Origin of the sequence: Cellulosimicrobium funkei (assembly GCF_001019615.1) — a bacterium.
In the GTDB taxonomy this organism is placed as follows: Bacteria; Actinomycetota; Actinomycetes; order Actinomycetales; family Cellulomonadaceae; genus Cellulosimicrobium; species Cellulosimicrobium cellulans_E.
Map to the genome: position 1 here is coordinate 22,655 of NZ_JNBQ01000006.1, position 12,291 is coordinate 34,945.

Here is a 12,291-nt window from a genome sequence, read left to right on the forward strand (position 1 = left end):
ATGCACGTCCCCGACCACTTCCTCGACGACCCCACCTCGGCGACGACCGCCGTCGTGTCCCTCGCCGCCGTCGGCTACGCCGCGTACCGGGCCCGCGAGGACCTCACCCCGCGCCGCGTCGCGCTCACGGCCGCGACGACCGGGTTCGTCTTCGCCGTCCAGATGCTCAACTACCCCGTCGCGTCCGGGACGAGCGGCCACCTCATGGGCGGGGCGCTCGCGGCCGCGCTCGTCGGTCCGTGGCTCGGCGTGCTGTCCGTGACGCTCGTGCTGCTCGTCCAGGCACTCGTCTTCGCCGACGGCGGGCTCACCGCGCTGGGCACGAACGTGCTGCTCATGGCAGTGGTCGGGACGCTCGTCGGCTGGGCGGCGACGCGCGGGGTGCTGCGCCTGACGCGGGGCCGGGGCGCCGCCGGTGCCGCGGGGGTGGGAGCCCTCGTGAGCGTGCCCGCCTCGGCTGCGGTGTTCGCGGGGCTCTTCGCCGTCGGCGGGACGGTCCCGGTCCCGGTGGGCGAGCTCGTGGGTCAGATGCTCTCCGTGCACGTGCTCGTCGGCCTCGGCGAGGCGCTCATCACCGCGGGCGTCGTGGGTCTCGTGCTCGCCGTCGCGCCAGGCGTCGCGGCGATCGAGGGCCCGGCTCGCTCCGCGGCGAACGGCGCCCTCGTGCCCGACGCCGTGGCCTCGCCCGGTGCGGCGGTCTCGCCGGGTGCGACGTCGCTCGCGGCGGCCCCGGTCGGCGCGGTGCGGCGTGCGGTGCTCGCGCTCGGGTCGGGCGCGCTGCTCGCCGCGGTCGTCGTGTCGTCGTTCGCCGCAGCGACGCCTGACGGCCTCGAGGCGACGGCCGAGTCGGTCGGCTTCGCCGACGCGGCGCGCGACCACGCGTTCGCGGGGATGCCGCTCGCCGACTACGGCGAGGTCGGCGGGATCTTCGTCGGCGTCGCGGGCCTCGTGGGCGTGGCCCTCGTCGTCGCGCTCACGGCCGGGCTCCTCACGGCCGGTCTGCGCGCCACCGCCCGCCGCCGCACGGCGACCGCCCCGGCCGCCTGACGGTCACCCCTGCCGAGGTAGAGCCCTGGTCGCGCGAGGTAGAGCCCTGGTCGCGCGAGGTAGAGCCCTGGTCAGCCGAGGTAGAGCCCTGGTCGGAGAGCTGCCCACGAGCAGGGTTCTACCGCGCCGCCCAGGCACCCCCGGTGCGTCGCAGGGCCTCGGCCCTGCGCTACCGGACCAACCGGATCTCGACGATCCCGCCGAAGCGGGCGTCGGCGTGCCGAGGGCCGTCGGGTTCGAACCCGTTGCGCGCGTAGAAGCGTCGTGCGCGGGGGTTGTCCTCGGCCACCCAGACCTGCGCCGGCCCGGGCGGGACGGCGGCGTCGAGCAAGGCCTGTCCCGCACCCTTGCCGTGGTGCTCGGGCAGCACGTACAGCGAGTACAGCTCGAAGTCCCGCACGGGCGCGTGGCCGCCCACGTCCCGCGACGGGCCGCCGATGCCGAACCCGACCACCGCGTCGTCCACCTCCGCGACGACGACCTCGCCGCGGCCGGGCGGCGCCTCCGGGGCGAGCCAGCGCTCCCACGACGAGGTGCGCTCCTCGAGCGTGGCCGTATTCCAGAAGGTGTCGGGCACGAGGCCGGCGTAGGTCGCGCGCCACACGGAGTGGTGCACGAGCGCGAGACGCGCGGCGTCGTCGGGCTCGGCAGGTCGGAGCAGCACGGGACGACCGTAGTCGCGAGGTAGAGCTCCGGTCCCGCGAGGTAGAGACGAGGTTCGAGAACGCTCCACGACCAGGGCTCTACCTCGGCGGACCAGGGCTCTACCTCGCGCTACCGGGGTTATCTCTCGGCAGGACTCGGGCGCGTGACCGGATCGTGACCGTGTGACACGCGCCGTTAACAGGACGGGCAGATCGGCCGAAACACGGCGTCACTAGCGTCGACATCAGTGGGCACCACCCCGGGCACAGGTACGTATACAGACCTGTACCCGATGTGCCTGCGGCGAGCGACCGCCTGCTCGGCGGCCGCCGGCCCCCTGCTGAGAAACCTGCGGAGACCTCCGCTGTGCGAACCTCGCTGAAAGGACTCTCGTGACACCTTCACGCGCCACGACCCGTCTCGCCCCGGCCGCCGCTCTCGTCGTCCTCGCGCTCACGCTCACCGCGTGCGGCGCGAAGACGGAGACCGGCGACGGTGCGGGCGCCGCGACCAGCGCCGCCGAGAGCTGCGTCGACACCTCCGGCGACACCGTCAAGATCGGCTTCCTCAACTCGCTCTCCGGCACCATGGCGATCTCCGAGCAGACCGTCGCCGACTCGCTCGCCCTCGCCGCCGAGGAGATCAACGCCGACGGCGGCGTGCTCGGCAAGCAGCTCGAGATCGTCCAGGAGGACGGCCAGTCCGAGCCCACGGTCTTCGCCGAGAAGGCGGAGAAGCTCATCACGAGCGACTGCGTCGCCGCGGTGTTCGGCGGCTGGACGTCCGCCTCGCGCAAGGCGATGCTCCCGGTCTTCGAGGCGCAGGACTCGCTGCTCTTCTACCCGGTCCAGTACGAGGGCCTCGAGTCGTCGCCGAACATCTTCTACACCGGCGCCACGACCAACCAGCAGATCGTCCCCGCGCTCGACTACCTCAAGGAGCAGGGGATCGAGTCGATCTTCCTCGTCGGCTCCGACTACGTCTTCCCGCGCACGGCGAACAAGATCATCAACGCCTACGCGGAGGCGAACGGCATCGAGGTCCTCGGCGAGGAGTACGCGCCCCTCGGCCACACCGACTTCTCGACGATCGTCAACAAGGTGAAGTCCGCCGGGGCGGACGCCGTCTTCAACACGCTCAACGGCGACTCCAACGTCGCGTTCTTCAAGGAGTACAAGAACGCCGGACTCGGCCCGGACACGATGCCCGTCGTGTCGGTGTCGATCGCCGAGGAGGAGGTCGGCGGCGTCGGTGTCGAGAACGTCGAGGGCCAGCTCACGGCCTGGAACTACTACCAGACCCTCGACAGCCCGGAGAACACCACGTTCGTCGAGGCGTTCCAGGCGAAGTACGGCGCCGACCGCGTGACGTCCGACCCGATGGAGGCGGCGTACACGTCGCTCTACCTCTGGAAGGGCATGGTCGAGAAGGCCGAGTCGTTCGACGTCGCCGACGTCCAGGAGGCCGCCGACGGCGTCACCTTCGACGCGCCGGAGGGCTCCGTCACCGTGAACGGCGACAACCACCACATCGCCAAGACCGCCCTGATCGGCAAGATCGGCCCCGACGGCCTCATCTACACCGAGTGGAGCTCGGGCGAGCCGATCGAGCCCGACCCGTACCTCGAGGGCTACGACTGGGCCGAGGGCCTCTCCTGACGACTTCGTCGCTCCCGACCCGCTGAGTCCGGCGGGGACCGGGGGTGTGCGTGCCGGGTCTACCATCCGCCCGCTCGTTCCTCGCGGGCTTCCGCCAGTCCCGCCACGACCCGGCACGCACACCCCCGGCCCCCACCTCGGCGGTCACGTCACCCGTCCTGCTACGCACCCACCGGAAGGCACGACGCCCATGGATGTGCTGTTCTCGCAGCTCTTCGCGGGGCTGAGCCTCGGCTCGGTCCTGCTCCTCGCCGCCCTCGGGCTGGCGCTCACGTTCGGCCAGATGGGCGTCATCAACATGGCGCACGGCGAGTTCATGATGGCGGGCGCCTACACGGCGTTCGTCGTGCAGGGGGTCGTCGGGAACGCCGGCGTCTCGCTGCTCGTGTCGCTGCCGCTCGGGTTCCTCGTCGGCGGGCTGCTCGGCCTGCTGCTCGAGGCGACGCTCATCCACCGCATGTACAAGCGGCCGCTCGACACGCTCCTCGTCACGTGGGGCGTCGCGCTCGTCCTCCAGCAGGTCGCGCGCGACGTGTTCGGCGCCCCGAACGTCGACGTGCGCGCCCCGGCCTGGCTGAGCGGCGCCGTCGACCTGTTCGGGCTCGCCGTCCCCAAGACGCGCGTGTTCATCCTCGCGCTGGCGCTCGTCGCGGTCGTCGCGCTGGCCGTCGTGCTCAAGGTGACGCCGCTCGGGCGGCGGATCCGCGCCGTCGTGCAGAACCGCGACCTCGCCGAGGCGAGCGGCGTCTCCACGCGGACCACGGACCGCCTGACGTTCTTCATCGGGTCCGGCCTCGCCGGGATCGCGGGCGTCGCGCTCACGCTCCTCGGGTCGGTCGGCCCGACGCTCGGCACGAGCTACATCGTCGACGCGTTCCTCGTGGTCGTGGCGGGCGGCATCGGCCAGATCAAGGGCACGGTCATCGCGGCGTTCGCGCTCGGGCTGCTCCAGGCGACCTTCGAGTACTCCACGACGGCGAGCATCGCCAAGGTGCTCGTGTTCGTCGTCATCGTCGTCTTCCTCCAGGTGCGACCCCAGGGCCTCGTGTCGGTCCGGACGAGGAGCCTCGCATGAGCGCCGTCACGACCGGGGGCACGTCCCGGCTCTCCGCCCTGTACCGCTCCTCGCGCGCCCGCGTGATCGTCGGGTTCGCCGTCGCGGCGGTCCTGCTGTTCGCCGTCGCGCCCGCGACGCTCTCCACGTTCCGCCTCGGTCTGCTCGGCAAGTTCCTGTGCCTCGCGATGGTCGCGGTCGGCATCGGCCTCGCCTGGGGGCGGGGCGGGATGCTCACGCTCGGGCAGGGCGTGTTCTTCGGCCTCGGCGCCTACATCATGGCGATGCACCTCAAGCTTGCCGACGCCGGGCCGGGCGGGGTGCCGGACTTCATGATGCTCTACGGCTCGGGCGAGGTGCCGGGCTGGTGGGAGCCGTTCCGGTCGCCGGTCGTGACGATCCTCGCCATCGCGGTCATACCTGCCGGTCTCGCGGCGCTGCTCGGGTTCGCTGTCTTCACGCGGCGCGTGCGGGGCGCGTACTTCGCGATCCTGTCGCAGGCGCTCGCGGCGGCGTTCGCGATCCTGCTCGTCGGTCAGCAGGCGACGACGGGCGGCACCAACGGCCTCAACGGGTTCCGGTCGTTCTTCGGCTACGACCTCGCCGACCCGGTGAACAAGCGCATGGTCTTCTTCATCGCCGCCGGCGCCCTGCTCGTCATGGTCGCGATCGCGCGCCAGCTCATGGTGTCGCGCTTCGGCGAGCTGCTCGTCGCGGTGCGCGACCAGGAGAACCGCGTCCGGTTCCTCGGCTACGACCCCGCGAAGGTCAAGGTCGTCGCGTACGCCGTCGCGGCGTTCATGGCCGCGGTGGGCGGCGCGCTGTTCGTCCCGATCGTCGGGATCATCTCGCCCGCCGACGTGGGCGTCGTCCCGTCGATCGGGTTCCTCATCGGCGTCGCGATCGGCGGCCGGGCGACGCTCCTCGGCCCGGTGCTCGGGTCGATCGCCGTGAGCTGGGCGCAGACGAGCCTGTCCGAGACCTTCCCGTCCGGGTGGATCTACGCCCAGGGCGCGCTCTTCATCCTCGTCGTCGCGTTCCTGCCCGGCGGCCTCGCCGAGCTCTTCACGCGGTGGCGCCGCTCCCGCGGCGGCGCGGTGCCCGACGGCGGCGCCCCCGGCCCGGCCGACGACGGCGCCTCGGGCGCGCCGGACGACGAGGACGCGACCGCCGTCGACCACGACCCCGCGACCACCGGGAGGACCGCATGACCACGCAACCCACCGGACCGGCGTCGGGCACCGGAGAGACCGTGCTCGAGACCGGCGTCGCGGGCGACGGGCTCGACCTCGAGGCCGCGCAGTCCGTCCTCGGCGTCGACGACTCGCGCTTCCGGCACGACTACCTCGAGGTGCGCGGCCTGCGGGTCGAGTTCGACGGGTTCGTCGCCGTCCAGGGCGTCGACCTCACCGTCACGGCGGGCGACCTGCGGTTCCTCATCGGGCCCAACGGCGCGGGCAAGACGACGATCGTGGACGCGATCACGGGTCTCGCCAAGGCGTCGGGTTCCGTGCAGTTCGGCGGCGTCGACCTGCTCGGCAAGAAGACGCACCGCGTCGCGCGGGCCGGCGTCGGGCGCACGTTCCAGACGGCGAGCGTGTTCGAGGAGCTCAGCGTGCTCCAGAATCTCGACATCGCCGCGGGTGCGGGGCGCGGGCCGCTCACGCTCCTGCGACGTCGTACGTCGACGCCCGAGTCCGTCGAGCAGGCGCTCGAGACCGTCGGGCTCGCGCACCTGCGCGACGTCCAGGCCGGGATCCTCGCGCACGGGCAGAAGCAGTGGCTCGAGATCGGGATGCTGCTCGTCCAGGACGCCCGGCTGCTGCTGCTCGACGAGCCCGTCGCGGGCATGAGCCAGTCCGAGCGCGAGCAGACCGGCGAGCTGCTCCAGCGCATCGGCGCCCAGCGGACGGTCGTCGTCGTCGAGCACGACATGGAGTTCCTCCGGGCCTTCGCGAGCTCCGTGACCGTGCTGCACCTGGGCCAGGTGCTCGCCGAAGGCACGTACGCCGAGGTCCAGGCCGACCCGCGCGTGCAGGAGGTCTACCTCGGCAGCGCAGGCGCGACCCGCGGTGCCCGGCGACGGGGCACGGCGCCCACGTCGGCCACGACGACCGACGAGAAGGAGGCGTGATGCTCGAGCTCACGGGACTGCACGCGGGCTACGGCCGGACCATGGTGCTGCACGGCGTCGACCTCACGGTGCCCGCGGGCGGCGTCGCCGCCGTGCTGGGGCACAACGGAGCCGGCAAGACGACGCTCCTGCGGACCGCGCTCGGGCTGCTCAAGGCCCGGTCGGGCAGCGTCGTGCTCGACGGCGAGGACGTCACCCGGCTGCCCACGCACCAGCGCGTGCGGCGCGGCCTCGCGTACGTGCCGCAGGGGCAGCAGTCGTTCGGCGACCTCACGGCGCGCGAGAACCTCCAGCTCGTCGCCGACACGTCGCGCGAGGGGCCGCGGCGCCTCGATGAAGCGCTCGACCTGTTCCCGGCGCTGCGCGGGCTCCTCGGGCGGCGCGCCGGGCTCCTGTCCGGCGGCCAGCGCCAGCAGCTCGCCATCGCGCGCGCCCTCATCACCGGCCCGCGTGTGCTCGTGCTCGACGAGCCGACCGAGGGCATCCAGCCGTCCGTCGTCACCGAGATCGAGGACGCGATCCTCGCGCTCACCGACGCGGGCGGGCTCTCGGTGCTGCTGGTCGAGCAGCACGTCGGGTTCGCGCTCGGCGCCGCGCGCGACTACGTCGTCCTCCAGTCCGGGCGCGTGACGAGCCGGGGGTCGGGCGGCGAGGCGGCCGAGGAGCGCGTCCGTGCGGCGATGGCCGTGTAGCCGACGCGGCGTCGACCCTCGGGCCGTGCCCGGCACCGCCGCCGGGTCACGGTGCGGGATGATGGCAGGGCAGGACCACGACGCACGGGCCGGACGACCAGGAGACCCCGCATGGACATCGTGACCGCGCCGGAACCCGCCGCGACCTCGCTGCGCGACGCCGTCTACACGCGGCTGCGCGCCGAGATCCTCAACGGCCGGGTCGACCCGCGCGAGCGGCTCACCGAGCCCAAGCTGAGCCGACGGTTCGAGGTGTCGCGCACGCCCGTGCGCGAGGCGCTGTCCCGCCTTTTGTCCGACGGGCTCATCCAGCGCACCGACTTCGGGTACGCCGTCGTCGTGCCCAGCCTCGCCGAGCTGCGCGACCTGTACGAGCTGCGCGTGACCCTCGAGCTGCGCGGCGTCGAGCGCATCATCGAGAACACCGAGCTGCACTACGACACCGACGCGCTGCGCGACGAGCTCGGCCGGTGGGTCGAGCTCCGCGCCGCGCCGCCGGAGCCCGACCCGAGCTTCGTGCTCCTCGACGAGCGCTTCCACACCGTGCTGTCCCGCGCCGCGGGCAACGAGCGCCTGACCGAGGCGCTCGTCGAGGTCAACGAGAAGGTGCGCGCCGTGCGCATGTACGACTTCGTCGAGTCCGAGCGCATCCGCATCACCATCGACGAGCACATCGAGATCCTCGAGCTCGCGCTCGCGGACCGCCTCCCCGAGGCCCGCACCGCGCTCCACCTGCACGTCGGCGAGTCGCTCGCGGTCGTCATGGAACGCGCGGCGCGCGCGCTCTCCCGCATGGCCCTCGCCGTCTGACGCTCGGCGCCGGTTCGCCGAGGTAAAGCCGTGGTTGCGTGAGGTAGAGCCGTGGTTCTTGTGCTCGACGGCGTGTGGTTGGCCTGGGTGGTCGGGGTGGGTGGTGGTGCCGCGTCTACCATCCGCCGCTCGTTCCTCGCGGCTCCCGCCAGGCCCGCCACGACGCGGCACCACCACCCACCCCGCCCGGCGTCGTCTCGCCCTGGTCGTGGCTCGCCTGGGCGACTGCCCGCGGTGCCGAGTCGCCTTTCGCCCCACCACGCGGTGCCGTCGCGTCCAGCAGGCGGCTTGTGTGCGTCCGGGTCGCGGGACGCGGCCACGTCGCCTGCCCGACCCGCCGGGTCGGCCTGGTCGTGCTCGTGCCGAGCCAGCATCCGCAAGTCCGGCCGGGCAGGCCATCCGCGCCGCGGACGCCATCACGCGGACCGGGGAGCCGAGGTGGGAGGGCTCGGCGCGGCGCGGTGGGCTCTAGGCTGGGGCCGTTCTGTCCGACGGCGAGGCGTGGCCTCGCGCCCGTACCGGCCCGGGGAGGGCGATGGCCGCCACGCTGCTCGTCGCGAACCGCGGCGAGATCGCCTGTCGTGTGCTGCGCAGCGCGCGGCAGCTCGGGCTGCGCACGGTCGCCGTGCACTCCGACGCGGACCGTGGGGCGCGGCACGTCCGGCTCGCGGACGAGGCGGTGCGGATCGGTCCGGCACCGGTCGCCGACTCGTACGACGACGGTCGCCGGCTCCTCGACGCGGCGCTCGCCTCGGGGGCGGACGTGCTGCACCCGGGCTACGGCTTCCGCGCGGAGGACGCGGAGTTCGCCGCGGCGGTCGAGGCGGCCGGGGTCGCGTTCGCGGGCCCGACCCCGGAGCAGCTCCGCGCCCTCGGCGACAAGGCCCGAGCCCGCGCGCTCGCGCGGGAGTGCGGCCTGCGGGTGCTGCCGGGGTCGCCCGTGCTGGGCGGCCTCGAGGACGCGCTCGGGTGGGCGGACGAGATCGGCTTCCCGCTCGTGCTCAAGGACGCCGGTGGCGGGGGCGGGACCGGCGTGCACGTGTGCCGCGACGCGGCGGCGCTCGCGGGGGCGTGGCGGCGGGAGTCGTCGCGGCCGGGATCGTCCGGGCGGTTGTTCGTCGAGCGCCACGTCGACCGGGCACGCCATCTCGAGGTGCAGCTGTTCGGTGACGGGGCGGGCCGGGTCGTCTCGCTCGGCGACCGCGACTGCTCGCTCCAGCGCCGCCACCAGAAGGTCGTCGAGGTCGCGCCCGCGCCCGGCCTCGATCCTGGCGTGCGCGCGACCCTGCACGACGGCGCCCGTCGCCTCGCGGCGCGGGTCGGGCTCCGCTCGGCCGCGACGCTGGAGGCGCTGCTCGACGTCGGCTCCGGCGAGGTCACGTTCCTCGAGGTGAACCCGCGGATCCAGGTCGAGCACACCGTGACCGAGGAGGTCACCGGCGTCGACCTGGTGGCCTGGATGCTGCGTCTCGCCCTCGGCGACACGACCGTGCTCGACGACGTGCCGCCGTCGGGCCCCGCGGTCCGGGGGGTGGCGGCGCAGGCGCGCGTCTATGCCGAGGACGTGCGCCACGGGCGACCCGCCGCAGGCACGCTCGCGCGGCTCGACCTTCCGCGTTCGGGCGCGGGGACGGACGTCCGCGTCGAGACCGGCGCGAGCGCGGGCGACGAGCTCGGTCCCGCCGCGGACCCGCTGCTCGCGAAGGTCGTCGTGCACGCGGCGTCGCACACGCGCGCGGTCGCGGGGCTGCACGCCGCGCTCGGGGACGTGCGCGTGGACGGCCTCCCCACGAACGTCTCGCTGCTGCGCGCGGCGCTCGCCGACCCCGCCGTCGCCGAGGGGTCGGCGACCACCACCACGCTCGCGACCGTGCACGACCCGGAGCCCTGGGTCGACGTGCTCGACCCCGGCGTGCTGACCACGGTGCAGGACTGGCCGGGACGCACCGGCTACTGGGGTGTGGGCATCCCGCCCTCGGGCCCGATGGACGACCTGTCGTTCCGCACCGGCAACCGCGCGCTCGGCAACCCCGAGGGCGCGGCGGGGCTCGAGTGCACCCTCACCGGCCCGACCCTGCGGTTCTCGCACGAGGCGACGGTGTGCGTCACGGGGGCGCCGGCGCCCGTGACGGTCGACGGCGAGCCCGTGCGGCAGTGGGAGCCCGTCGTCGTCCCCGCGGGCGGCGTGCTCGCCGTGGGCGCGCCGCACGCCGTCGGGCTGCGGACGTACGTGCTCGTCGCGGGCGGCTTGGACGCCCCGGAGTATCTCGGGTCGGCGGGGACCTTCGTCCTCGGCGCCGTCGGCGGCCCGGCCGGGCGCGCGCTCGTCGCGGGCGACGCGCTGCATCCTCGGACCACCGGTCCCGGGACAGCCGGTCGGCCGGGCGCGCCGGTGTCTCCCGGGCTCGGTGCGACGGGCTCGGTGCCGCCCGACGCCCGCCCCCGGATGGGGCACTCGTGGGAGCTCGCGGTGACGACGGGACCGCAGTCCGCGGCGCTCACCGCCGCCGCGCTCGGTCGGCTGCGGACGTCCTGGTGGCGGGTGCTCCCGCACGCGGACCGGACGGGCGTGCGGCTCGCCGGGCCGCCGCTCACGTGGGTGCGGCCCGACGGCGGCGACGCGGGGCTGCACCCGTCCAACGTGCTCGACAACCCGTACTCGGTGGGTGCGCTGAACATCAGCGGGGACACGCCGATCCTGCTCGGCCCGGACGGGCCGAGCCTCGGCGGATTCGTGTGCGCGCTCACCGTCGTCGCCGGCTCCCGGTGGAAGCTCGGGCAGATGCGGCCGGGCGACGTCGTGCGGTTCGTGACCGTCCACGACGACGGCGCCGAGAGGCTGCGTCGCGACGACACAGCCCGGGCGGCGGCGCGCGTCCCGACGGCGGTGCGTGCCGTCCGGGGCCGGGACGTCGGGGCCTTCGTCGGCGACGACGTCCGACCCTCGGGCGAACTGACGCCGCGCGCCGACCGGCGACCTGCGGTCCGCTACCTCCGCGGCGCCGACGACGCGCTCCTCGTCGAGTACGGCGGCGGAGCGGGGCTCGACCTGCACGACCGTCTGCGCGTCCACGCCCTGGCGAGCGGTCTCGAGGCCGCGGCCCCGCGGGGCGTGCTCGACGTGACACCGGGCGTCCGCACGCTCCACCTGCACGTCGATCCCGAGACCCTGCCCGTGCCACGGCTCGTCGGGCTGCTGCGCGAGCTGGAGGAGGACCTGCCGCCGAGCGACGAGATCGAGGTGCCGAGCCGCGTGCTCCGGCTGCCGCTGAGCTGGGACGACCCCGCGATCCGGGACGCCGTCGAGCGGTACGCGGCCGGGGTCCGGTCGGACGCGCCGTGGCTGCCGTCCAACGTCGACTTCGTCCGGCGGGCCAACGGACTGGCGAGCGTCGAGGACGTGCGACGGACCGTCCTCGACGCCGAGTACCTCGTGCTCGGGCTCGGGGACGTGTACCTGGGCGCGCCGCTCGCCGTGCCGGTCGACCCGCGACACCGCCTGCTCACCACCAAGTACACCCCGGCGCGCACCTGGACCCCGTCCGACGCCGTCGGCCTCGGGGGCGCGTTCCTGTGCGTGTACGGGATGGCGAGCCCCGGGGGCTACCAGCTCGTGGGCCGGACCGTCCCCGTCTGGTCGGCCCATGCGCAGCACCCGCCGTTCCGCCCGGGCGTCCCGTGGCTGTTCCGACACTTCGACCGGATCGTGTGGGAGCCGGTCGACGCGGACGAGCTCGGCGAGCGTCGCGCGGCGGCCCGTGCGGGAGTCCTGGAGGTCCCGGTCGAGGACGGCGTCTTCTCCGGCCGGGAGCACGCCGCGCTCCTCGCGCGCGAGGCCGACGACATCGCCGCGGTCGGGGCGGCGCGCCGCGCGGCGTTCGCACGCGAGGCCGCGGCCTGGGCACAGGCGGGCGAGCTCGTCGGGTCCGCCGCCCGCGCGACCGCGCGTGGCGGACCGGGCCCGGCGCCGGCCGGTGCACGCGACACCGAGCGCGCCTCCGCCGACCTCGACGACCCGGCGCGCGTCGTGCTGCGCGCGCCGCTGGGCGGGGTGGTGTGGCGCGTGGAGGCGCTGCCGGGGCGGCGCGTCGCGGAGGGAACCCCCGTGGTCGTGCTCGAGGCGATGAAGCTCGAGCTGCCGGTCCTGGCACCGTCCGACGGCGTCGTCGTCGACGTCCACGTGCGCCCGGGCGACCACGTGCGTGCCGGCGACCGGCTCGCCGTCGTGCACCTCGACCCATGACGCGCCCA

Annotated in this window: 9 protein-coding genes; 8 read left to right on the forward strand and 1 reads right to left on the reverse strand. The window is 74.4% G+C overall.

Annotated features, from left to right (window positions below):
- Positions 1-1,047 carry an energy-coupling factor ABC transporter permease gene (locus FB00_RS08065; RefSeq protein ID WP_047232403.1) on the forward strand — a complete coding sequence of 349 codons (1,047 nt, stop codon included), beginning with the start codon at positions 1-3 and terminating at the stop codon, positions 1,045-1,047.
- Positions 1,048-1,216: 169 nt separating this feature from the next.
- On the opposite strand, the gene FB00_RS08070 is transcribed toward FB00_RS08065, so the two are convergent.
- A complete protein-coding gene (locus FB00_RS08070; RefSeq protein ID WP_047232404.1) occupies positions 1,217-1,711 on the reverse strand; it encodes a GNAT family N-acetyltransferase in 495 nt (164 codons plus the stop codon).
- A 373-nt stretch (positions 1,712-2,084) separates the two neighbouring features.
- Between FB00_RS08070 and urtA the strand changes: the two genes are divergently transcribed.
- The 7 genes from urtA (at position 2,085) to uca (ending at position 12,283) form a co-directional block, all read left to right on the forward strand.
- Positions 2,085-3,350, forward strand: a complete 1,266-nt coding sequence (gene urtA, locus FB00_RS08075) for an urea ABC transporter substrate-binding protein (RefSeq protein ID WP_047232405.1) — start codon at positions 2,085-2,087, stop codon at positions 3,348-3,350.
- 190 nt (positions 3,351-3,540) lie between these two features.
- On the forward strand, positions 3,541-4,425 hold the full coding sequence (gene urtB / locus FB00_RS08080; RefSeq protein WP_047232406.1) for an urea ABC transporter permease subunit UrtB: 885 nt from the start codon (positions 3,541-3,543) through the stop codon (positions 4,423-4,425).
- Positions 4,422-5,615 (forward strand): urea ABC transporter permease subunit UrtC, encoded by a 1,194-nt coding sequence (urtC, locus tag FB00_RS08085; RefSeq protein ID WP_082141125.1) that lies wholly within the window; start codon positions 4,422-4,424, stop codon positions 5,613-5,615. Before urtB ends, urtC begins: the two co-directional genes overlap by 4 nt.
- Entirely contained in the window at positions 5,612-6,538 is a 927-nt protein-coding gene (gene urtD / locus FB00_RS08090) for an urea ABC transporter ATP-binding protein UrtD (protein ID WP_082141126.1), read from the forward strand. Before urtC ends, urtD begins: the two co-directional genes overlap by 4 nt.
- Positions 6,538-7,230, forward strand: a complete 693-nt coding sequence (urtE, locus tag FB00_RS08095) for an urea ABC transporter ATP-binding subunit UrtE (RefSeq protein WP_047232407.1) — start codon at positions 6,538-6,540, stop codon at positions 7,228-7,230. Before urtD ends, urtE begins: the two co-directional genes overlap by 1 nt.
- 111 nt (positions 7,231-7,341) lie before the next feature.
- A complete protein-coding gene (locus tag FB00_RS08100) occupies positions 7,342-8,040 on the forward strand; it encodes a GntR family transcriptional regulator (RefSeq protein ID WP_047232408.1) in 699 nt (232 codons plus the stop codon).
- A gap of 535 nt (positions 8,041-8,575) precedes the next feature.
- Positions 8,576-12,283 carry an urea carboxylase gene (gene uca, locus FB00_RS08105; RefSeq protein ID WP_047232409.1) on the forward strand — a complete coding sequence of 1,236 codons (3,708 nt, stop codon included), beginning with the start codon at positions 8,576-8,578 and terminating at the stop codon, positions 12,281-12,283.
- The last annotated feature ends 8 nt before the right edge of the window (positions 12,284-12,291 follow it).

Excerpts from the sequence above, each read along its gene's own strand:
- FB00_RS08065 (WP_047232403.1), top strand. The coding sequence starts at position 1 with ATGCACGTCCCCGACCACTTCCTCGACGACCCCACCTCGGCGACGACC.
- urtB (WP_047232406.1), top strand. The coding sequence starts at position 3,541 with ATGGATGTGCTGTTCTCGCAGCTCTTCGCGGGGCTGAGCCTCGGCTCG.
- urtC (WP_082141125.1), top strand. The coding sequence starts at position 4,422 with ATGAGCGCCGTCACGACCGGGGGCACGTCCCGGCTCTCCGCCCTGTAC.
- urtD (WP_082141126.1), top strand. The coding sequence starts at position 5,612 with ATGACCACGCAACCCACCGGACCGGCGTCGGGCACCGGAGAGACCGTG.
- urtE (WP_047232407.1), top strand. The coding sequence starts at position 6,538 with ATGCTCGAGCTCACGGGACTGCACGCGGGCTACGGCCGGACCATGGTG.
- FB00_RS08100 (WP_047232408.1), top strand. The coding sequence starts at position 7,342 with ATGGACATCGTGACCGCGCCGGAACCCGCCGCGACCTCGCTGCGCGAC.
- uca (WP_047232409.1), top strand. The coding sequence starts at position 8,576 with ATGGCCGCCACGCTGCTCGTCGCGAACCGCGGCGAGATCGCCTGTCGT.